Source organism: Ruminococcus sp. D54t1_190329_F1, from assembly GCF_015551645.1.
Classification (GTDB): domain Bacteria; phylum Bacillota; class Clostridia; order Lachnospirales; family Lachnospiraceae; genus Blautia_A; species Blautia_A faecis.
Genome location: NZ_JADNDC010000030.1, coordinates 32,761 through 55,402 on the forward strand (window position 1 = coordinate 32,761; position 22,642 = coordinate 55,402).

The 22,642-nt window shown below is 45.7% G+C and carries 23 protein-coding genes; 22 read left to right on the forward strand and 1 reads right to left on the reverse strand.

Annotated elements, in window-relative coordinates; all coding sequences use genetic code 11:
• The first annotated feature begins 7 nt into the window (after positions 1-7).
• From I2D69_RS14000 to I2D69_RS14050, 11 genes are all read left to right on the forward strand, one after another.
• Positions 8-766, forward strand: a complete 759-nt coding sequence (locus I2D69_RS14000; RefSeq protein ID WP_118582122.1) for a F0F1 ATP synthase subunit A — start codon at positions 8-10, stop codon at positions 764-766.
• A 122-nt stretch (positions 767-888) separates the two neighbouring features.
• Entirely contained in the window at positions 889-1,167 is a 279-nt protein-coding gene (gene atpE, locus I2D69_RS14005) for an ATP synthase F0 subunit C (protein ID WP_179962564.1), read from the forward strand.
• A gap of 143 nt (positions 1,168-1,310) precedes the next feature.
• Entirely contained in the window at positions 1,311-1,814 is a 504-nt protein-coding gene (gene atpF, locus I2D69_RS14010) for a F0F1 ATP synthase subunit B (RefSeq protein ID WP_195380086.1), read from the forward strand.
• Entirely contained in the window at positions 1,811-2,350 is a 540-nt protein-coding gene (atpH, locus tag I2D69_RS14015; RefSeq protein WP_118582128.1) for an ATP synthase F1 subunit delta, read from the forward strand. The genes atpF and atpH overlap by 4 nt, the downstream gene beginning before the upstream one ends.
• 15 nt (positions 2,351-2,365) lie before the next feature.
• Positions 2,366-3,895, forward strand: a complete 1,530-nt coding sequence (atpA, locus tag I2D69_RS14020) for a F0F1 ATP synthase subunit alpha (protein WP_118582131.1) — start codon at positions 2,366-2,368, stop codon at positions 3,893-3,895.
• A gap of 22 nt (positions 3,896-3,917) precedes the next feature.
• Positions 3,918-4,772 (forward strand): ATP synthase F1 subunit gamma, encoded by an 855-nt coding sequence (gene atpG, locus I2D69_RS14025; protein WP_195380087.1) that lies wholly within the window; start codon positions 3,918-3,920, stop codon positions 4,770-4,772.
• 34 nt (positions 4,773-4,806) lie between these two features.
• Positions 4,807-6,210, forward strand: coding sequence for a F0F1 ATP synthase subunit beta (gene atpD, locus I2D69_RS14030; RefSeq protein ID WP_148461013.1), 1,404 nt, complete (start codon positions 4,807-4,809; stop codon positions 6,208-6,210).
• 12 nt (positions 6,211-6,222) lie between these two features.
• Positions 6,223-6,624: an ATP synthase F1 subunit epsilon gene (gene atpC / locus I2D69_RS14035; protein WP_148461014.1), complete on the forward strand. Its 402-nt coding sequence runs from the start codon at positions 6,223-6,225 to the stop codon at positions 6,622-6,624.
• 339 nt (positions 6,625-6,963) lie between these two features.
• Complete coding sequence (locus I2D69_RS14040) at positions 6,964-8,430, forward strand: sodium-dependent transporter (protein ID WP_173770104.1); 1,467 nt, start codon at positions 6,964-6,966, stop codon at positions 8,428-8,430.
• Positions 8,431-8,475: 45 nt separating this feature from the next.
• Positions 8,476-9,669, forward strand: a complete 1,194-nt coding sequence (locus I2D69_RS14045) for a pyridoxal phosphate-dependent aminotransferase (protein WP_173735282.1) — start codon at positions 8,476-8,478, stop codon at positions 9,667-9,669.
• Positions 9,670-9,798: 129 nt separating this feature from the next.
• Positions 9,799-10,509: a glycosyltransferase family 2 protein gene (locus tag I2D69_RS14050; RefSeq protein ID WP_148461016.1), complete on the forward strand. Its 711-nt coding sequence runs from the start codon at positions 9,799-9,801 to the stop codon at positions 10,507-10,509.
• A 299-nt stretch (positions 10,510-10,808) separates the two neighbouring features.
• Here the strand turns inward: I2D69_RS14050 and typA are convergent, their stop codons facing one another.
• On the reverse strand, positions 10,809-12,644 hold the full coding sequence (gene typA / locus I2D69_RS14055) for a translational GTPase TypA (protein ID WP_118582152.1): 1,836 nt from the start codon (positions 12,642-12,644) through the stop codon (positions 10,809-10,811).
• 276 nt (positions 12,645-12,920) lie between these two features.
• Between typA and I2D69_RS14060 the strand changes: the two genes are divergently transcribed.
• The 11 genes from I2D69_RS14060 to raiA all read left to right on the forward strand — a co-directional run bounded on the left by I2D69_RS14060 (position 12,921) and on the right by raiA (position 22,475).
• A complete protein-coding gene (locus I2D69_RS14060; RefSeq protein ID WP_118582155.1) occupies positions 12,921-13,544 on the forward strand; it encodes a single-stranded DNA-binding protein in 624 nt (207 codons plus the stop codon).
• A gap of 266 nt (positions 13,545-13,810) precedes the next feature.
• A complete protein-coding gene (locus I2D69_RS14065; RefSeq protein ID WP_118582158.1) occupies positions 13,811-14,314 on the forward strand; it encodes a cob(I)yrinic acid a,c-diamide adenosyltransferase in 504 nt (167 codons plus the stop codon).
• Between the two features lie 24 nt (positions 14,315-14,338).
• Positions 14,339-15,232, forward strand: a complete 894-nt coding sequence (gene dapA / locus I2D69_RS14070) for a 4-hydroxy-tetrahydrodipicolinate synthase (RefSeq protein WP_118582161.1) — start codon at positions 14,339-14,341, stop codon at positions 15,230-15,232.
• Positions 15,233-15,405: 173 nt separating this feature from the next.
• Positions 15,406-16,164, forward strand: coding sequence for a 4-hydroxy-tetrahydrodipicolinate reductase (gene dapB / locus I2D69_RS14075; RefSeq protein ID WP_148461017.1), 759 nt, complete (start codon positions 15,406-15,408; stop codon positions 16,162-16,164).
• A gap of 322 nt (positions 16,165-16,486) precedes the next feature.
• Positions 16,487-16,891, forward strand: coding sequence for a transporter substrate-binding domain-containing protein (locus I2D69_RS14080; RefSeq protein WP_195380090.1), 405 nt, complete (start codon positions 16,487-16,489; stop codon positions 16,889-16,891).
• 291 nt (positions 16,892-17,182) lie between these two features.
• Positions 17,183-17,833: an amino acid ABC transporter permease gene (locus I2D69_RS14085; RefSeq protein WP_118582170.1), complete on the forward strand. Its 651-nt coding sequence runs from the start codon at positions 17,183-17,185 to the stop codon at positions 17,831-17,833.
• Positions 17,834-18,574: an amino acid ABC transporter ATP-binding protein gene (locus I2D69_RS14090; protein WP_207741815.1), complete on the forward strand. Its 741-nt coding sequence runs from the start codon at positions 17,834-17,836 to the stop codon at positions 18,572-18,574.
• 6 nt (positions 18,575-18,580) lie between these two features.
• Positions 18,581-20,284 carry an amidohydrolase family protein gene (locus I2D69_RS14095; RefSeq protein WP_195380088.1) on the forward strand — a complete coding sequence of 568 codons (1,704 nt, stop codon included), beginning with the start codon at positions 18,581-18,583 and terminating at the stop codon, positions 20,282-20,284.
• Between the two features lie 205 nt (positions 20,285-20,489).
• Entirely contained in the window at positions 20,490-20,936 is a 447-nt protein-coding gene (locus tag I2D69_RS14100; RefSeq protein ID WP_118582182.1) for a hypothetical protein, read from the forward strand.
• A gap of 146 nt (positions 20,937-21,082) precedes the next feature.
• On the forward strand, positions 21,083-21,853 hold the full coding sequence (gene hisA, locus I2D69_RS14105; protein WP_195380089.1) for a phosphoribosylformimino-5-aminoimidazole carboxamide ribotide isomerase: 771 nt from the start codon (positions 21,083-21,085) through the stop codon (positions 21,851-21,853).
• 94 nt (positions 21,854-21,947) lie between these two features.
• Positions 21,948-22,475, forward strand: coding sequence for a ribosome-associated translation inhibitor RaiA (raiA, locus tag I2D69_RS14110; protein ID WP_118582188.1), 528 nt, complete (start codon positions 21,948-21,950; stop codon positions 22,473-22,475).
• Positions 22,476-22,642: the final 167 nt, after the last annotated feature.

The window sequence follows — 22,642 nt, forward strand, 5'->3', positions numbered from 1 at the left end:
AGAGTACATGGATATCGAAATAACCGGTGGCAGGATATTCTATACGTTTCCGTTCGAGATTCCCATCCTGGGGAAATTCCAGATCACGGAGACTCTGGTTGTAAGCTGGCTGGTTATGCTGTTGATCACAGGACTTTGTATCTGGCTGACACATGATCTGAAAGTGGAGAAAATATCCAGGAGACAGGCTGTGGCTGAACTTCTGGTGGAGACAGCAAATAAGTTCGTCATCGGAAATATGGGTGAGAAATTCAGCTATATGATTCCTTTTGTGGCGGCGCTTTTTGCCACCAGTGTGGTATCCAACCTGATCAGCCTTGTAGGACTGCGAAGCCCTACAGCAGATCTTTCCACAGAAGCTGCATGGGCAGTTGTTGTATTTACCATGATCACGGCACAGAAGATCAAGACAAATGGTTTCGGTGGATATATGAAGGGATTTACAACTCCGATCCCTATTATGACACCATTTAATATTCTTTCTGAGATCGCCACACCGATCAGTATGGCGTGCCGTCATTTTGGAAATATTCTTTCCGGTGTAGTTATCAATGGTTTGATCTATGCAGCGCTGGCGCTGGCAAGCTCCAAACTGTTTGGATTGATTCCGGGTATTGTGGGAGATGTTTTGTCGAAGATCCCATTCCTGGACGTTGGTATTCCGGCAATTATGTCAGTTTATTTTGACTGGTTTTCCGGAATCATGCAGGCATTTATTTTCTGTATGCTGACTGTTATGTATATAGCAAATGCAGCAGAAGAATAGCGTAAAGAAGGCGGATGTTCACGAAGTGGGCAGAAAATCGGAAAATGCAGAAAATATTTTGCAGTTTTCGGATAAATTGAATTTTTAACAAGAGAAATCATAAATAACAGGAGGATTTGATTATGGATTTTACAGTATTGGCAAAAGGTATCGCACTGGCTGGTTGTGCAATTGGTGCTGGTCTTGCACTGATCGCAGGTATCGGACCTGGTATTGGAGAAGGTAACGCAGTTGCAAAAGCTCTGGAAGCAATCGGACGTCAGCCAGAGTGTAAAGGTGATGTAACCTCTACCATGCTTCTTGGTTGTGCGATCGCAGAGACTACAGGTATTTACGGTTTCGTAACCGGTCTGCTTCTGATCTTTGTTGCACCTGGTACCTTCATGAAGTTCCTTGGATAATTAAGGACAAGTATCACAGGCGTTACCATTCACAGACCGCTGTTATGGAAGCTCCATAGAGACGGCACCAAAGCAGCTGGTTTCTATACTGGTAAGATACTGGAACGGTATGAATGGTAGCAGTTACAACAGGAGGTTAGAACATGCAGGTACAGGAACTTGTAGGAATTGTGCCGTGGACGTTTATCGCACAGATCTGCAATCTTTTTCTTCAAATGTATCTGATAAAAAGATTTTTGTTTAAGCCTGTCAATGAAATGCTTCAGAAGAGAAGATCAATGGCAGATGCCGAAATCCAGGATGCTACAAAGGCGAAGGAAGAAGCTCTTGCCATGAAGACAGAGTATGAACAGAATATGCAGCAGGCCAAAGCAAAGGCCAGTGATATTGTCACAGAGGCACAGAGGACAGCTTCCCTCCAGAGTGAGGAGATCCTGAAAAGTGCAGCCCAGGAAGCCCGTGCTATGAAAGAGAAGGCTGAGAGCGACATTGCACAGGAGAAACGAAAAGCTGTCAATGAGGTGAAGAATGAGATCGGCGGCATGGCAATGGAGATTGCCGGCAAGGTGATCGAGCGTGAGATCAAAGAAGAGGATCACGCGAAACTGATCGACGAGTTTATTTCGAATGTAGGTGAGGCATCATGACGCAGATTGCCAGATTATATGGCAGCAGCATGTATGATCTTGCTGCTGAAGAACAGCTTACCGACACTGTGCTGGAGCAGATGCAGACAATCCGGCAGCTTTTCCGGGAGAATCCCGATTATGTGAAATTGTTGTCAGAGCCTTCGATCCCGAAGGAAGAGAGGACAAAACTTCTTGATACTGCATTTGGAACAGAAGCAGAACGGTATCTGGTGAATTTTCTGAAACTGCTGTGTGAGCGCGGAATCCTGGGAGAGTATTCCGGATGCTGTGAGGAATTTACACGGCGGTACAATGTGGACCATAACATTGCCACTGCAGTGGTGACCAGCGCGGTTGCACTGACAGATGAGCAGATGGCAGCGCTTAAGGACAAGCTGGAGAAGATAAGCGGTAAGACCGTTACCCTGACCCAGAAGACAGATCCTACAGTGCTTGCAGGTCTTAAAGTGGAACTGGAGGGCAGACAGCTGGACGGTACAGTAAAGAGCCGTCTGGATGATCTTTCCAGGAAATTAAACGAGCTTATAGTATAAGGATGGATAGAGAAAATGCAGCTTAAACCTGAAGAAATTTCAAAAGTCATCCGCAGTCAGATCAAATACTACGATAACGCTATCAAACAGAATGAGACCGGTACGGTTCTTATGGTTGGTGATGGTATTGCAAGAGCCAGCGGTCTTATCAACTGTATGGCAGGAGAGCTTCTTGAGTTTGAGGACGGAAGCTTCGGAATGGCGCAGAACCTGGAAGAAAACAGTGTTTCTATCGTTTTATTTGGGGATGATTCCGGTATTGGCGAAGGTCAGACCGTAAAGCGCACCGGAAAGGTGGTATCCGTTCCGGTTGGTGAGGCTATGATCGGGCGAGTTGTAAATGCCCTTGGACAGCCTATTGACGGTGCAGGACCTGTAGTGACAAGTGAATACAGGGCGATTGAGAGCCCGGCACCAGGTATCTGCGAGAGACAGGGCGTTAACCAGCCTCTGCAGACCGGTATTAAGGCAATTGACTCCATGGTTCCCATTGGAAGAGGTCAGCGTGAGCTGATCATCGGTGACCGTCAGACTGGTAAGACCACTCTGGCAGCAGATACTATTATCAATCAGAAGGGGAAGGACGTGATCTGTATCTATGTTGCAATTGGTCAGAAGCGTTCCACCGTATCTTCCCTGGTTGAGACTCTTACAAGAAATGGCGCTATGGATTATACCATCGTTGTAGCGGCTACTGCTTCAGAAGCCAGCCCGCTGCAGTACATTGCACCGTATTCCGGATGTGCAATGGGTGAATATTTTATGTATAAGGGAAAAGATGTACTTATCATTTACGATGATTTAAGTAAGCATGCGGTTGCTTATCGTGCACTTTCCCTGCTGATCCGTCGTCCACCGGGACGTGAGGCATATCCTGGAGATGTTTTCTATCTCCATTCCAGACTTCTGGAGCGTGCCGCAAGACTGGATGAGGCACACGGCGGCGGTTCCCTGACTGCACTTCCGATCATCGAGACACAGGCAGGAGACGTTTCCGCATATATTCCCACTAACGTTATTTCCATCACAGACGGACAGATTTTCCTGGAGACAGAGCTGTTCCATTCCGGTGTTATGCCGGCTGTAAACCCTGGTATTTCCGTATCACGAGTTGGTGGAAATGCACAGATCAAGGCAATGAAGAAGGTTGCCGGTACTTTGAAGCTGATTTATTCCCAGTATCGAGAGCTGCAGAGCTTTGCTCAGTTTGGATCTGATCTGGATGCAGATACCAAGGCCAGACTGGAGCAGGGAGCCCGTATTGTGGAGGTTCTGAAGCAGAACCAGAATGCGCCGGTTCCAGTTGAGAAGCAGGTAGCTATCCTTTATGCAGTAACCAAGGGAATCCTTTCCAGGGTTGCTACAGAGGATGTAAGAACCTATGAAGCTGGTCTTTATACCTGGATTGACAGTGATGCACAGGGTGCTGCTGCAATGCAGGAAATCCGTTCCACAGGTGCATTATCTGCGGAGACAGAAGAGAAGCTGAAGGGCGCATTGGAACAGTATACTGAGAATTTTGTAAATACAAGACCTGAGAAATAAATTGTGACAAGGAGGACTTTTTATGGCTGCAAACATGAAAGCGGTAAAGCTGCGGATCAAAAGTGTGCAGAGCACTATGCAGATTACCAAGGCAATGGAACTTGTAGCATCCTCCAAACTGCGTAAAGCAAAAGAAAGGGCGGAAGTCTGCCGGCCTTATTTTGAGACCATGCATCAGACCCTTGTGGATATTGCCCGGGGGAATACAGATTTTTCCTCTGTATATGCCAGAGAATCCGGGAATGAGAAGCGCTGCTATGTGCTGATCGCCGGAGACCGTGGTCTGGCTGGCGGATATAACACCAACTTGTTTAAATGTCTGGAAGCAGCCTCTTTGAATCAGGATTTCCTGGTTCTTCCCATTGGGAAAAAGGCTGTGGAGTATTCGAAGCGAAATGGATTTGCCTGTGTTACAGAAAGCTTTGGTGAAATTGCCGATGTTTCTGTTGCAGACTGCTTTGAGATGGCGAATCTGCTCTGCGGGGAATTTAAGAAGGGAGAATTTGGACACATTGATCTTTGTTACACAAAGTTTGTTTCCGTGCTTTCCCAGCAGCCATCGGCGATACCGGTGCTGCCTCTGAAGGACCTGACAGATAAACAGGATACAAAGAGCATCCGGAATCTGATTCTGTATGAGCCGGATGCGTCGGAAGTATTTGATGCCATCGTTCCGGAGTATCTGGCTGGTTTGATCTATGGTGCGGTTTGCGAGAGCGTAGCCAGTGAGCTGGCTGCAAGACGTACCGCCATGGAGGCTGCGACCAACAATGCCGAGGAAATGATCGAGAAGCTGAATCTGCATTACAACCGGGCACGTCAGGCAAGCATCACGCAGGAGATCACAGAGATTGTTGGAGGTGCGGAGGGTGTATGACCCATCGCATAGTATGTTATAAGGAGACTGCTAAATGAGCGAAAAACACATTGGCGAGGTGGTGCAGGTAATCGGTCCGGTACTGGATATCCGGTTCGGGCATGACGAGCTGCCGGCACTTCTCAATGCCATCGAAATTGATCATGAAGGCACAAAGCTCACAGCAGAGGTTGCTCAGCAGATCGGGGATAATACGGTACGCTGTATCGCCATGAATTCCACCGATGGTCTGGTAAGAGGAACCAAGGCTGTAGATACTGGTGAACCCATCAAGGTTCCAGTTGGAGAAGAGTGCCTTGGACGAGTATTTAATCTTCTTGGTGATCCGGTAGATAATCTTCCGGCACCAGAGACGAAAGAGCACTGGGCAATCCACCGTCCGGCACCATCCTATGAGGAGCAGATGCCGGCAACTGAGATCCTGGAGACCGGTATCAAGGTTGTTGACCTGATCTGCCCTTATGCAAAAGGTGGTAAGATCGGTCTGTTCGGAGGTGCTGGTGTTGGCAAAACAGTTCTTATTATGGAGCTGATCCACAATGTTGCCACAGCACACGGCGGACTTTCCGTATTTACAGGTGTTGGAGAGCGTACCCGTGAGGGTAATGACCTTTACAATGAAATGAAGGAAAGCGGCGTTATCGACAAAACTGCACTGGTTTATGGTCAGATGAACGAGCCGCCGGGAGCACGTATGCGAGTTGGTCTTTCCGGACTGACTATGGCAGAGTATTTCCGTGATGTGAAGAATCAGGACGTGCTTCTTTTCATTGATAATATTTTCCGTTTTACACAGGCTGGCTCAGAGGTTTCCGCACTTCTTGGACGTATGCCTTCCGCTGTAGGTTATCAGCCAACTCTGGCTACTGAGATGGGTGCCCTTCAGGAGCGTATCACTTCTACCAGAAAGGGTTCCATCACATCTGTACAGGCTGTTTATGTACCTGCCGATGACCTTACAGACCCGGCTCCGGCTACTACATTTACCCATCTGGATGCGACCACCGTACTTTCCCGTGAGATCGCCAGCCAGGGTATTTATCCGGCAGTGGATCCGCTTGATTCCACCAGCCGTATCCTTTCCCCGGAGGTAGTTGGACAGGAGCATTATGAGATTGCACGTGCAGTACAGAGAGTTCTGCAGCGTTATAAAGAACTGCAGGATATTATTGCAATTATGGGTATGGATGAGCTTTCAGAAGAGGATAAGCTGACAGTAAGCCGCGCGCGTAAGGTGCAGCGATTCCTGTCACAGAGCTTCTCTGTAGCAGAGCAGTTTACAGGTATGCCGGGACAGTACGTTCCGCTGAAAGAGACTCTCCGTGGATTTAAGATGATCCTGGATGGCGAGTGCGACAGTATTCCAGAGAGCTGCTTCCTGTTTGCCGGAACTATTGACGATGTATTTGAGAAAGCAAAAAATAACCAGAATCAGTAAAGGAGGCTGCCTATGAGGACATTTCCCCTTAGAATCGGTACCCCCGACGGCCTGCTTTTTGAGGGAGAGGTGCAGCGCATTGTGTGCCGCAGCATTACCGGTGATCTGGCAATCCTGGCAGGACACTGCAACTTCTGTACCGCTCTTGGAATGGGCGAGGCCCATGTGATACTGGAGAATGGCACCAGCCGCAGTGCAGCCTGCATCGGCGGCATGCTCACCGTAATGGATGGCAATTGCAGTCTTCTTGCAACCACCTGGGAATGGCAGGAGGACATCGACGCCGACCGCGCTGGAAAAGCCAAAGAGCGTGCCCAGGAAAAGCTGGCCCAGGGTGGACTTTCCGATAAGGAATACAAGATCGTAGAAGCCAAGCTGCAGAGGGCGCTGGTGAGACTTAGTGTGAAAAGTTAAGGAATAATGAAAGAGGACAGTTTTGCCTGGAAAATGGTGTTTAAGGTGAGACTGTTCTTTTTATGTATAAAAGTTTGCGGACACCAATACATTGGTCTCTGTTACTGCGAAAAAATCGTAAATTATCACCAATGATTTATTTTCGACTTTAAAACGTCAAATTTCCATCACATAAAAGCGTTGACATAAAAGTGTGGGCGCGTTACAATAAGATATCAGGAAAAATATGAAAAAGGGCTGGATATAACCGGTCCTTTTTATTACTTTCCAACAAAAACAAAGCCTGGAAGGTGCAGCTGCCAGGCACTATAAAATGAAAAAGAAAACAAGGGGGACGATTTGAAAGAACGAGAAACCTTTGGATCACGGCTGGGATTTATCCTGGTCTCTGCAGGATGCGCCATTGGACTTGGAAACGTGTGGAAGTTTCCGTATATGGCGGGAAAATATGGTGGAGCGGCATTTATTCTGATTTACCTGATATTTCTGGTTTTGTTGGGATTGCCAGTACTGGTATGTGAATTCGCAGTAGGACGTGCAAGCCGTAAAAGCACGGCAAGGGCATTTCACGACCTGGAACCGGAGGGCGCCAACTTCCATAATTTCAGCTACATGAGCATGGTTTCCAACTATGTGCTGATGATGTTCTACACCATGGTTGCAGGATGGATGCTTTACTACTGTTATGCAATGGCAGCCGGCAAACTGGACGGGAAAGATTCTGCACAGGTGGCAGACTATTTTACAGGACTTCAGGATTCAGCTGGTACAATGACTTTATGGATGATCATTGTAGTTGTTTTATCCTTCGGAGTGTGCTCTTTGGGAGTGCAGCGTGGCCTGGAGAAAATCACAAAAGTAATGATGATATGTCTTCTGGCGCTGATCGTAGTGCTTGCGGTTCATTCGCTTACGCTTGACGGAGCGATGGAGGGAGTGAAATTTTACCTGGTGCCGGATTTTGCCGCTATGGCCGAGATCGGAATCGGAAATGTGATCTTTGGGGCACTGTCGCAGGCATTTTTTACATTAAGTATTGGTGCAGGCTCTATGACGATTTTCGGAAGCTATCTTGGAAAGGATAGATCCCTTCTGGGAGAATCTCTGCATATTACGATTCTGGATACCTTTGTCGCATTGATGGCAGGATTGATCATTATTCCGGCATGCTTCGCATTTGGTGTGGAGCCAGGAGCAGGCCCGGGACTTGTATTTATTACATTGCCTAATGTATTTAACCAGATGACAGGAGGGAAAATCTGGGGAGCTCTGTTTTTCCTGTTTATGTCCTTTGCCTCCCTGTCTACTGTAATTGCGGTCTTTGAAAATATTATATCCTATTCAATGGACAGAAAAGGCTGGAGCCGTGGAAAAGCTGTTATAGTCAACATGGTGGCAATGATCCTTCTTTCTCTGCCGGCAGTATTTGGCTTCAACATTTTGTCAGGAATACAGCCGCTTGGAGCAGGAACGAACATCATGGATCTGGAAGATTTCATTGTATCCAATAATATTCTTCCACTGGGTTCTGTAGTATTTGTAATGTTCTGCGTGTCCAAATATGGCTGGGGCTGGAAGCGCTTTATTAAAGAGGCGGATACCGGAGAAGGGCTGAAATTCCCTGCAAACGTACAGAAATACATGCTGTATGTGATTCCGGCGATTGTAGTTGTGATTTATCTGAAAGGATATTATGATATGTTCAGCCCGAAGGGACCGGTTGTGCTGACCGTGTGGATGATTGTGAGTCTGCTGGTGCTGGGACTTGTAGGATGGATTATATTTGGGAAAAATAAGACGAAATAATAGAGAAATCTTAATAAGAAATAAGCAAAAGAGGAGTGACATAAAATGATAGCAGAAAAAATGAAACCATATGTAAAAAACAATTCTGCAATCCGTATGATGTTCGAGGAAGGCAATCGCCTTCGCGCGATTTACGGACCGGAAAATGTATTTGATTTCAGCCTTGGAAATCCAAGCGTTCCCGCACCGGATTGTGTTCGTCAGGCCATTATTGATCTGGTAAATGAGGAAGAACCGACAGTTCTCCATGGCTATATGAGCAATGCAGGATTCGAGGATGTTCGCCAGACAATTGCAGAGTCCCTGAACCGTCGATTTGGCACTTCTTTTGCAGCAAAAAATCTGATCATGACAGTTGGTGCAGCCAGCGGATTGAACGTAGCATTTAAGACAATCCTGAATCCTGGAGAAGAGGTGATCGTTTTTGCACCTTATTTTCTGGAGTATGGTGCATATGTACGCAATTATGACGGCAATCTTGTGGAAATCTCACCGGATACTACCACATTCCAGCCGAATCTGAAGGAATTTGAGGAGAAAATCACACCGAAGACCCGTGCTGTCATTGTGAATACTCCTCACAATCCGACTGGAGTTGTTTATTCAGAAGAAACAATCAGGAAACTTACGTCAATTCTGGAAGCGAAGCAGAAAGAATTTGGCACAGTGATTTACCTGATTTCTGATGAGCCATATAGAGAACTGGCCTATGACGGCGTACAGGTACCCTATCTGACAAAATATTATGCAAATACAATCGTAGGCTATTCCTACAGCAAATCCCTTTCTCTTCCAGGTGAGCGTATCGGTTATCTGGTTATTCCAGACGAGGCAGACGGAAGCGAGGAACTGATCGCAGCAGCAGCCATTGCTAATCGTACTATCGGCTGCGTAAATGCTCCATCCCTGATCCAGAAAGTAATCGCGAAATGCGTAGATGCAGAGGTAGATGTGGCAGCTTACGACAAGAACCGCCTTGCTCTTTACAATGGACTGAAAGAACTGGGATTTGAATGTATCAAGCCACAGGGAGCGTTTTATTTATTCGTGAAATCTCCAGTTACAGATGAAAAAGCCTTCTGCGAAGCTGGCAAAAAATACAATATCCTTATGGTGCCAGGAAGCTCCTTTGCCTGCCCTGGATATGTAAGACTGGCTTATTGTGTATCGTATGACACGATTATGAACTCTTTGCCCCAGTTTGGAAAATTAGCAGAAGAATTTGGGCTGAAAGCGTGATTTCTGTGTACCGCGAAGCGTGTAGCAGTGAAGGTACTGAACAGTTACAATATGATATATAAAGTACGGTTAAAGATATGCTGTTAAAGCTTAAAGCCTGTTTGAAAAATCAGTAAATGGGAGGAAGTTATGTCCAGTTTATATATCGTAATTCCGGCATATAATGAATCGGAGAATATTGAGAAAACCATTGACCAGTGGTACCCAGTAGTGGAACGTCATAACGACGAGGGAAATTCCAGACTGGTGATTATTAACGATGGAAGTAAAGACAACACCTACGAACTTCTGCAGAAATGTGCCGCTACAAGACCCCTTCTTGTCCCACTGGATAAACCAAACGGCGGTCACGGTCCTACAGTACTTTATGGATATCGCTACGCCATCCGGCAGAAAGCCGATTATATTTTCCAGACTGATTCCGACGGTCAGACCAATCCAGACGAATTCGAGCCATTTTGGAACCAGAGGGGCCGGTATGATGCAATAATCGGCAGCCGCGCTGTACGTGGCGACGGAAAATCCAGAAAATTCGTAGAGAATGTTGTATGCTTTCTGCTGAGAATGATCTTCGGTGTAAAAGTTTCCGACGCCAATGCGCCGTACCGCCTGATGAAATCCAGCCTGGTAGCCAAATATATCGACAAACTCCCAGAAGATTTCAACATCCCCAACATTATGTTTACAACATACTTCGTCCATTACAAAGAGAAAGTTAAATTCATTGAAATCACCTTCAAACCCAGACAGGGCGGAACTAATTCCATTAATGTGAAGAAGATTGTGAAAATTGGCTGGAAGGCTGTGAAGGACTTCTATAAACTAAAAAAAGAATTGTAAGGGCTTGCCTTTCCAGTAACCAGCGATTTTGCAATGTATATTCGCAAGCCGCGCATTTTAGGAGCGGTTTTAGTGGAGGCGAGATCCATGACTTACGGAGACTTAGGCGCGAAGGCTTTTCTGAGCGTCTTAGTCTCCGTAAGTCATTAGCTTGCCGGAACACCTGGACGCGCGGCGGTGAATATACATTGTGAAATCGCGTCCGGAATAACGACCAACTCACTAAATCGCAATTATACAAAAGAGCAGATAAATCTTACTCAACCTAAGATCTATCTGCTCTATTTTCTTATAATCCCTTACGCATTTTTCTTAATAGAAGCTCTCTTACGATCACGGGAATCCAGAATCTTCTTACGGATACGAAGGCTGCTTGGAGTAACCTCCAGAAGCTCATCTGTATCGATAAACTCAATAGCCTGCTCCAAACTGAGAACTCTTGGCGGAGTCAGTTTCAGTGCCTCATCAGCAGAAGAGGAACGAGTATTGGTCAGATGCTTGGTCTTGCAGACATTCAGCTCGATATCCTCTGCCTTGCCATTCTGTCCGATAACCATACCACTGTAAACCTTTGCACCAGGTCCGATAAATAAAGTACCACGCTCCTGAGCTGCAAACAGACCATAAGTAACAGCCTCGCCGCCCTCGAAAGCAATCAGGGAACCCTGTTTACGATACTGGAAATCTCCCTTATATGGAGAATAGCCATCAAAAATAGTATTGATAATACCAGTTCCCTTTGTGGAAGTAAGGAAATTTCCTCGGAAACCAATCAGTCCACGGGAAGGAATGTGGAACTCAAGACGAACGGAACCGTCGCTTGCAGTGCTCATTCCCTGCAGTTCACCCTTACGCTCGCTGAGCATCTGGATAACGGTACCGGAAAATTCCTCCGGAACATCAATGTAGGCAATTTCCATTGGCTCTAATTTCTTGCCACGTTCATCAATTTTGTAAAGTACCTCTGGCTTGCTGACTGCAAATTCATATCCCTCACGTCTCATATTCTCAATAAGAACGGAAAGATGAAGCTCACCACGTCCGGAAACCTTAAAGCACTCAGTTGTCTCAGTGTCTTCTACGCGAAGGCTGACATCTGTGTTCAACTCTCTGTAAAGTCTGTCACGGAGATGACGGGAGGTGATGTATTTACCCTCCTGTCCTGCAAGCGGGCTGTCATTTACCAGGAAGTTCATGGCGATAGTCGGCTCAGAAATCTTCTGGAATGGAATTGCCTCCGGGTTATCTCCGCCGCAAAGGGTATCTCCGATATGAATTTCAGCAATACCGGAAATTGCAACAATTGATCCGATAGTTGCCTCTTTTACCTCAACTTTATTCAGACCGTCAAACTCATAAAGCTTGCTGATCTTAACCTTCTGTTTTTTGTCCGGATCGTGGTGGTTCAGAAGAGTAAGCTCCTGGTTTACGGCAATAGTGCCGCTCTCAACCTTACCAACGCCGATACGTCCAACATATTCGTTATAATCAATGGTACTGATCAGTACCTGTGTGTCTGCATCCGGGTCTCCCTCCGGAGCCGGAATGTATTTCAGAATAGCCTCAAACAGCGGCTCCATGTTCTCTGGTGTATCCTTCAGATCCAGAACAGCGTGTCCTGTTTTTGCAGATGCATAGAGGAATGGGCAGTCGAGCTGCTCATCGGAAGCACCAAGATCCATAAGAAGTTCCAGAACCTCGTCAACAACCTCGTCTGGCCTTGCTTCTGGACGGTCTATCTTATTAATGCAGACGATTACGTGCAGATCCAGCTCAAGAGCTTTTTTCAGAACGAATTTGGTCTGAGGCATAGCGCCTTCGAAAGCGTCAACCAGAAGGATAACGCCGTCTACCATTTTCAGTACACGCTCAACCTCGCCGCCGAAGTCAGCATGTCCTGGGGTATCGATAATGTTGATCTTTGTGTCTTTGTAATGAACTGCTGTGTTCTTGGAGAGAATTGTGATACCACGCTCTCTCTCAATATCGTTGGAGTCCATGACACGTTCCTGAACCTCCTGATTGGCACGGAAAACACCGCTCTGTTTCAGAAGCTGGTCTACCAGAGTGGTTTTACCATGGTCAACGTGGGCAATGATGGCTACGTTACGTACATCTTCGCGTTTCGTCTTCATAAAAATCGAAATCCTTTCTTTATCGGGCAGAGGGATTCTGCCTCTTTCTTTCCATATTAATGTAGTTTCTTCTTTATATTGTCCAAAACCTCAGTTTACCACATTTTTCGCGAATTACAAGGTGTTGAAAAAAAATTTTTGAATTTCTATGAAAAAAATATTTTAAATTTCTGGTTCTAAACAGGGTGATTTTCTCATAGATATTATAGACCAACAAGTAAGACAAGTATTATATGTCTGCAGAAAAAAGTGAAAATAAGGAAGGAGAACTACAACATGGCAGATAAAATTATTGAAAACAATCAGGTTTCCATCACGGGAAAAATCGTTACAGGTTTCACATTCAGCCACCAGGTTTACGGAGAAGGATTTTATACCATGGATCTTCTGGTAAAGAGGCTTAGCGATTCTGAAGACAGGATTCCGGTGATGGTATCTGAAAGGCTGGTGGACGTTACCCAGGATTACGTGGGACAGTATGTGGAAATTCACGGACAGTTCCGTTCCTATAACCGTCATGAAGAAAAACACAACCGGCTGGTGCTTTCCGCATTTGCACGGGAATTAAAATTTCTGGAAGAAGAGGATTCTCTGGCACCGGTAAACCAGATTTTCCTGGACGGATATATCTGTAAGCCGCCTGTTTACCGGAAAACACCGCTGGGAAGAGAGATTGCCGATCTGCTTCTTGCAGTGAACCGACCTTATGGAAAATCAGATTACATACCGTGTATTTGCTGGGGACGAAATGCCCGCTATGCTTCAGCCTTTGAAGTGGGCGGTCATGTACTGATCTGGGGCAGGATCCAAAGCAGGGAATACATGAAGCGAATCGGGGAAAATGAGACACAGAAGAGAATCGCTTATGAGGTATCGGTGAGCAAGCTGGAGTATGTGTAAACCAACTGCAGTGGCGGGAAATACGCCATGGTCTGCTAGTTGCTTTATGGAAGGCAGCCAGCCCAATTTTTCTCCAAGTTTCTTCTGCTTGCATTTCTGCTGGTTTTGCGGTAATATAAGCATATTAAAAATGGCGCAGTTTGCGGTTTCTATTTGCAAAGCGCGATATCTGAATGAATGGTATCATTTGCGGAGACGGCATTGCGAGGAATGTTATTGATCTATGGCAGACGGTAACATTATTTTTAACAATAAGAGGAATCAGTATGGAAAAAGAAATAACAGAAGTATATTGCGGAAATGGCAGAGGTAAGACCACACTGGCAATTGGTCAGGCACTGCGGGCATCTTCTCAGGGCAAAAGTGTGATCATCATTCAGTTCCTGAAAGGAAATGAACGGCGCGAGCTGGACTTTCTGGAAGAACTGGATCAGCTGGATATCAAGATCTTCCGCTTCGAAAAGATGGAGACCTGTTACGACCAGTTGAATGAGGAAGAGCAGGTTGAAGAGGAGCGCAATATTCTCAATGGTTTAAATTTTGCCCGTAAAGTGATTGCTACACAGGAATGTGATTTCCTGGTACTGGATGAAATTCTGGGACTTCTGGATAAGCATATTGCTACTGTTGATATGGTTGTCGGGCTTTTGAAACAGAAGGACGAATCTATGCATTTGATACTTACAGGAAATCGGGTAGACCCTGGCATTTTGGATTATGTGGACAGTGTGACTACCATTACCACTCTTGGAAGAGAGCAGAACTCATGATAAAGATGAATAGGAGGAAATAATATGGCAATTTTCAAAGGTGCAGCCGTTGCAATTGTAACCCCGATGCATGAAGATGGAAAGGTAAATTATGAGAAACTGGAAGAACTTCTGGAATATCAGATTGCGAACAGCACAGATGCAATCGTTATCTGCGGCACTACAGGCGAGTCTTCTACATTGACACACGGAGAACATCTCCAGACCATCAAATTTGCAATTGACAAGGTAGCTGGAAGAGTTCCTGTTATTGCAGGTACCGGTTCTAATTGCACAGAGACTGCAGTCATGATGTCGCAGGAAGCTGCTTCTTATGGCGCTGATGCACTTCTGATCGTGACTCCATATTACAACAAGGCAAGCCAGAAGGGTCTTATCCGTCATTATACAGAGATTGCCAATTCTGTACCGGAAACTCCGATCATTATGTATAATGTGCCAAGTCGTACAGGCTGCAATATCCAGCCTGCTACAGCAGTTGCTCTTGCGAAGAATGTGAAGAACATTGTGGGAATCAAGGCTGCAAGCGGAGATCTTTCCCAGATCGCCAAGATGATGTCCATGGCTGACGGAGCTCTCGAGCTTTATTCCGGAAATGATGACCAGGTACTTCCGATTCTTTCCCTTGGCGGACTTGGAGTAATCTCTGTTTTATCCAATGTTGCTCCGAAGAATACACATGACATGGTTATGAAATTTATGGAGGGAGACCTTGCTGGTGCTGCCAGACTTCAGCTTGAGGCTGTTCCTCTTATCAATGCACTGTTCTGCGAGGTAAACCCGATTCCGGTTAAGACTGCCCTGAACCTGATGGGCTGGAAAGTGGGACCGACCCGTATGCCTCTTTGTGAGATGGAGCCGGAGAACGAGGAGAGACTGAAAAAAGCTCTTGCTGATTACGGAATTAAGCTTGCATAAATAATGTTGAAATCCCGGACAGAGCCTGTCAGCTCTGGTGTGCGGCAGCATATTGTCTGACAGCGGCTGACGGGATTTCTTTGTAATATGTAAGCAGAGAAAAACAGAGCGCGTATATTGTTGAAATAATTTTTACAAGCTCGTTAATTTACAGTAAGAAAGGAAAAAATAAAATGGTTAAAATTATCATGCACGGATGTAACGGTCATATGGGACAGGTTATTTCCAATATTGTTGAGAAGGATGCAAATGCCCAGATCGTAGCAGGAATCGACATTGCAGACCAGGGGAAAAACAGCTATCCGGTATTCACAAACATTGACGATTGCCAGGTGGAAGCAGATGCTGTTATCGATTTTTCCTCCCCGAAGGCTTTTGATAAGCTGATGGACTACTGCGAGAAGAAAAATATGCCGGTAGTTCTTTGCACCACAGGTTTAAGTGAAGAGCAGCTTGCAAGAGTAGAAGAGAGTGCAAAAAAGATCGCCGTTCTGAAATCTGCCAACATGTCCCTTGGAATCAATACTCTTTTGAAACTGGTTCAGGATGCAGCTAAGGTTTTGGCAGCAGCTGGTTTTGACATGGAGATTGTAGAGAAGCACCATAACCTGAAAGTGGATGCACCAAGCGGAACAGCTCTTGCCCTTGCAGATAGTCTGAACGAGGCAATGGACAACCAGTATCATTACGTATATGACCGCAGCCAGAGAAGAGAGAAACGTGACGCTAAGGAGATCGGTATTTCCGCAGTTCGCGGAGGCTCTATTGTTGGCGAGCATGAAGTGATTTTTGCCGGACCGGATGAAGTGATCGAATTTAAGCACACAGCATATTCTAAGGCTGTATTTGGCAAGGGTGCTGTAGAAGCAGCGAAATATCTTGCCGGAAAACCAGCTGGAAGATATGATATGAGCAACGTGATCGAAGGTTAACAGAAATATACAAAAATTGTAAAATGCATACAAAATAATTGCTGAATTTATGGATTTACAGATAGCAATGTGTTTGCTATAATTCCATCATAAGTTGCAACGGAGCAAACTACTTAGAGAGTTTGCTCCGTTTTTTGCGTTTATGGTATGGCAGGTCAGAGTATTTGCTGATAAAGCATTTTTGCACTTGTTTCCATAACGTACCGAAACTTCATAAGAGAGAAATGCAATATCGCATTTCTGCCATGCAGAAAGGGCTGCCACAGGGCGGTCCTTTTTGCGTTAGTAAAGCTGGAAATTGGGATAGCATAACTGCGATGGTCTGAAGGTTGCCGTAAAAGAGGGCGCAACTTCTTATAATGTAGTGCAGAGCTTTCTGGATGAGAATCCGGATGTTTCCTATGAGATTGTTCAGTACAAGGATACAGTAGGATGTGTATCAGATCTTCTGGCTGGTCGTGTGGACGTTGTGGTAAACGACCTTTTGAACCAGAAGATCCTTTCCCAGGAATACGAAGGTGCCAAAATCGTGTGTGATCCATTTACCCACGCAGAGAACGCCATTGCCGTACAGAAGGGAAAAGATGATCTTCTTGCATTTATCAATGAATGTATTGACGAGTATTATGCAGACGGCACTTATGATACACTCTGGACAAAATGGATCGATGCTTCCGGTGAGGGAGAAGAAGCAGCTGCAGCAGAAGATGCGGAAACCGCTGAATAAAACAGGCATATACTTCTATGCAGAAAACAAGTTGCTGTGAACAAAGTGAACAGTAACCGGAAAGTTACTGTTCACTGGTAACATTCCGCGAGGTGTTTTTGTGAACAAAGTTCACAGAAAACCCGAGAATTAAGTTTGCGCAGCAAACGCTACTTCTTGTGCTTGTCACAAGAAGGTTCGTCTTTCTGTGCATCGCGAAGCGCGTTACTGGTCACGGAGTGAACAGTAATACCGGAAAAGTAAGGAAGAAAGGATAAACCGGCTATAATTACTGGTCACAGGGGAAATAGTATGGTAACATTGAAATGGTCACTTGTATTTGACAAAATGACATCACTGCTCCAGGGATGCGCAGTGACGATGGAAATATCGGTTCTCACGCTTATTTTTGGTACGATTCTGGGCGTTGTGCTTGCGCTGATGAGGGACAGCCATATAAAAGTGGTATCCAGACTGGCACAGCTGTACATCTGGATCTGGAGAGGAACCCCGCTGATGGTGCAGGCATTTCTGATCTATTTCGGTTTGCCAAACCTGGGCATTACTTTCAGCGCTATGACAGCAGGTGTGCTTTCCATGTCTTTAAATACAGGCGCATACATTGCAGAAATTGTCCGTTCCGGTATCCATGCTATTGACCCGGGGCAGAGAGAAGCAGCCAAAGCACTTGGAATGCCCTGGCATCTGGAAATGCTTCGAATTGTGGCACCACAGGCAACCAAGATCTGCATTCTTCCTCTTGTAAACCAGTTTATTGCCACCATCAAAAATACCTCTATTTTGTCCGCCATCACTTTGACAGAGCTGACAAGAGAGGGAACCCTGATCGCTTATAATTCTTTCCACTATTTTGAGCCGTACATAGCTGTTGCGGTATTATATCTGATCCTGACAACTATATTTACCCAGATTGCAGGAGTTTTGGAAAGGAGGATGGCATAAATGGCAGAAGATGTTATTTTAAGTGTAAAAAATATCAGCAAAAGCTTTGGGGATCTTCAGGTGCTGAAGGAAATCGGTTTTGACATACATAAAGGGGAAAAGATTGCAATCCTTGGTCCCAGCGGTTCTGGTAAATCCACAATTCTCCGGTGTATCAACCAGCTGGAAACCTACGACAGCGGCGAAATCGATTATATGGGAAAACCTGTGAATTCCGGTCAGGCACTGCATGAGCTGCGGCAGCATATTGGAATGGTTTTCCAGAGATTTAACGTTTTTACCCATATGAGTGTGCTGCAGAATGTGATCGAGGCACCGGTCCATGTGAAAAAAGTTCCCAAACAGGAGGCAATTGCAAAGGCAAAAGATTTGCTGAAAATGGTTGGGCTGGAAGGCAGGGAAGAGGCAATGGCAAAGAATCTTTCCGGCGGCCAGCAGCAGAGGGTTGCGATCGCAAGAGCAATGGCTATGAATCCGGAAGTGATCCTTTTTGATGAGCCTACCAGCGCACTGGATCCGGAACTGGTTGGAGAGGTCTTAAGTGTTATCCGTAAAGTAGCAGCGGAAGGAGTATCCATGGTCATTGTCACCCATGAGATGAATTTTGCCAGAGAAGTAGCGGATCGGATTTTGTTTATGGAAGATGGCGTGATCGTGGAGGATGCGCCTCCGGAAGAGTTTTTTGAGCATCCGAAGAATGATCGTATTCGTCAGTTTATCAGGAAAGTTGAGGAAAGGTAATTCGGGATGGACTACATAATCAAAGATGGCTGGATCGTAAATGGGAAAAAGGAAAAGCCATTTCATGGAGATCTTGTAATAGAAAATGGGAAAATTGCGGAAGTGGGAACTCATGTGGAGATTCCAGCCGATTTTCCAAAAGAGCGTGTTTTGAATGCGGCCGGTGGTTATATAACCCCCGGCTTCCTTGACATTCACAGACACGGAGACTGGCAGGCCTTTGGAAACGGGGATGATGAGCTTTTGAACCGGCAGGGACTGACGACTGTTGTGAATGGAAACTGTGGGCTTTCGGTGGCTCCGGCCGGGGAGAAATTTGGGAAAGAGATTGCCAGATTTCTCAGCAGTGTGACTGGGGATTTTCGTTGGGGAAAAGATGAAAATACAGATGATACCGAAGGTGTACTTTTCTCAAAAAAGAAAGAGGAGTCTTGCGGAATTTCAGAGAAAGAAATCGAGATAGCTGCTCTTAGAATTATGTCAACCATGTCCGCCTACATGTCAGCTCTTGGAAAAGAAAAGCGCAGCGTCAACACTGGAATGCTTGCAGGAAATGGAACCATCCGCGCCAGTGTAAAAGGCTATGCTTCCGGGAAGCTTTCCAAGGAAGAATTACATCAGGTGTGGAAGGCTGTGGAGGAAGCTCTGTCAGCAGGAGCGCTTGGAATCAGCCTTGGAATTGCCTATGCCCCGGAATTTGAATATGACAGAGATGGGCTTGTGGAAGCACTGCAGCCCTTGAAGGGGACGGACATTCCCATTACCACCCATATCCGAAATGAAGGAGATGGAATCCTGCTGGCTCTGCAGGAAGTGATTTCCGTGGCGGAAGAGCTGCAGATTCCCTTGCATGTAAGCCATATGAAGTGTATCGGGCGGAAAAACTGGGGCGGGACTCCGGTGAAAATCCTGAAGCTGTTTGACCAGGCGGCAGAGCGGGGCGTGAAGGTGGATTTTGACCTGTATCCCTATCTGACTGGTTCCACCCAGCTGGTACATCTTCTTCCCCCACAGTTTCAGGAGGGCGGTACCGATGCAATCTGCGCAAGGCTGGCAGATCCGTTTTGCAGGAAGGAGATTACGAAGGTGCTGAAGCAGCCTTCCGATATTTTTGAGAACATTGTGGAGCTGGCTGGCTTTGATATGATCTATGCCAGCACTTTACATACGGAGAAATTCGGCAGCTTTGCAGGACAGTCTATTGCGAAGATCGCAGAGCAGTTTGGACAGGATCCTTATGATACCCTGTATGACATTCTCCTGGAAGAGCGCTGCCAGGTTACCATGCTGGATACCATTGCCTCAGAGGAGGACATGCTGTATTTTTTGAAAGACAGCCGGGCAAATCTGATCTCAGATGCGATCTATCCCGCAGGGGGCAAATATCATCCCAGAGTTTACGGGGCTTTTCCGAAGCTGCTTACCGCTTATGTGCGTGATAAAAAGATTTTTTCCATAGAAGATGCTGTGTATAAGATGACGGCAAAACCGGCGCATGTTCTGGGTCTTCCTCTGGGAATCCTGGAAAAAGGAATGCCCGCAGATATCAATGTATTTCATCTGGACCGGTTAAATGTTCATGCAGATTTCCAGAATCCAAACCAGTATTGTACAGGATTTGATTATGTGCTGGTGGGCGGAGAGATTGCGGTAGCCCATGACGTGTGGAGAAATTCCAAAAGCGGCAGGATCGTGCGGAAACAACAGTGATAAGTGAAGAATGGAAATGTCCGGATTGATGGATTTTTAAAATGTAAATTTCTTCCAGAATAGTTTCTTTCTCATCTGTACATATTAGGAGCATACAGCAATGTTTACTGTTCGCAGGCTGAGTTCCGCCAGGCGGAACGGTCATTTTCGCGAAAGTGGACAGTAACGTGTTTTCAGCTGAAAATAAGAAAAGGAGACAGATGAGATGAAAAAAATGAAACGAATGCTCATAGGTACTTTGCTGGTATTTACATTATGTATGCTTACAGCCTGTGGAAATGACAATAACAATGCAGCGGATGAGGTTCAAAATAATGCAAATGAGGACGCCATTGATAAGGATAACGTGGAGAATGGAACTGCAGAGGATGAAAACATGGTGGATGACGCGGGCGACAGCGTAAATAATGGTGCAGACGGAGCTGGAACTGCTGATACCGCAGTACCAGATGATGCAGGCACTGCCGGAGATGCAGATGTTCCCGGTGATAATGTGACAGACAATAACAATTCCGTTTCCGGTGCTCTCGGAGAAGGTGTGGAAGAATTAGGTGATGGAGTAGCTGATGGTGTCCGTGATGTTGGTGAAGGTGTGGGCAACGCTGTAGAAGATGTTGGAGATGCTGTGGATAATGCAGCGAATGGAAGATAATAAAAAAATAGAGGTAAAATGAAAAGGTGTTGAATGAAGAGAGGTGTTTCATTCAACGCCTTTTTGTGATATGATTTCAATAAATTTGTGAGCAAAATACAGGATAGCTACAACTTAATTACAAATGCAAGAAAAGGAGGATCATCATGAAATTTCGTCCCTGCATAGATATACATAATGGAAAGGTAAAGCAGATCGTAGGAGGAAGTCTGAAGGATGAGGGAAACCAGGCACAGGAGAATTTTGTGTCAGAGCAGGATGCAGCTTTTTATGCTTCCTTGTATAAAGAAAAAGGTCTGAAGGGAGGACATATTATCCTTCTGAACAGTGCGGATTCTGAATACTTCCAGGCTACAAAAGCCCAGGCCATGCTGGCCCTTGACGCTTATCCAGGAGGTCTTCAGATCGGAGGCGGTGTAAACCCGGACAATGCGGCAGATTATCTTGCTGCTGGAGCCAGTCATGTGATCGTCACCTCCTATGTGTTCCGTGATGGCCATATTTCCTGGAAAAATCTGGAGAAGATGGTAGATGCAGCCGGAAAAGAACACCTTGTCCTTGATCTCAGCTGTCGTAAAAAAGAGGATGCATACTATGTAGTCACAGACCGCTGGCAGAAATTTACAGAGGAGGAGGTAACTCTGGAACTGATGGAAAAGCTGGGTGCCTATTGCGATGAATTTCTCATCCATGCAGTGGATGTGGAGGGCAAGGCAAAAGGTATAGAAGTTTCCCTGGCGAAGTTGCTTGGTGAATACAATGGGCACCCAGTCACTTACGCTGGCGGCGTTGGCAGCATGGAGGATATCCAGACCCTCAAAATGGCAGCAGGCGGAAAACTGGATGTGACGGTAGGAAGTGCCCTGGATCTGTTCGGTGGCACCATACCATTTGAAAAATTGATAGGTAATTTATAAATGTGAAAAAATTCGTAATTTTTTCAGAAAATGATGTTAATTTTTAGAGTAATGTGTTATAATATACCCATCAAACAGCAAAGGGGATGGAAGCATGAAATTCATTATCAGCGGAAAGAACATCACAGTGACAGACGGGCTTCGTACAGCAGTAGAGGATAAGCTCGGTAAACTGGAAAGGTATTTCACTCCTGACACTGAAGTTGTCGTAACTCTTAGTGTAGAAAAAGAAAGACAGAAAATCGAGGTGACGATCCCGGTTAAGGGCAACATCATCCGTTCCGAGCAGGTCAGCAACGATATGTATGTATCAATCGACCTTGTAGAGGAAGTAATTGAACGTCAGCTCAGGAAATACAAGAACAAGATCGTAGATAAGCAGCAGTCAGCTGCCAACTTCCAGAAAGCATATCTGGACAAGGATTATGAAGAGGACGAAGAGGTTAAGATCATTCGTACCAAGAAATTCGATATCAAGCCTATGTATCCAGAAGATGCATGTGTCCAGATGGAACTTCTTGGACATAATTTCTTCGTATTCTGCAATGCAGAGACTGATCAGGTGAATGTAGTTTACAAGCGTAAGGGGAATACCTACGGACTGATCGAGCCGGAGGATTAATAGAGATATATCCGTTTGAAAAATAAAACAGGTGAATAGGAAGGGCGTGTGAAAAAACGAAAGTTTTTTCACATGCCCTTGTTTTTTTGCGTGTGTCCAGCAAAGCTGGACTACACTTGCCGGTGTAAGTCCGGTCACGGTAATCGCCAGTGAGCCGTGTAGTTAAA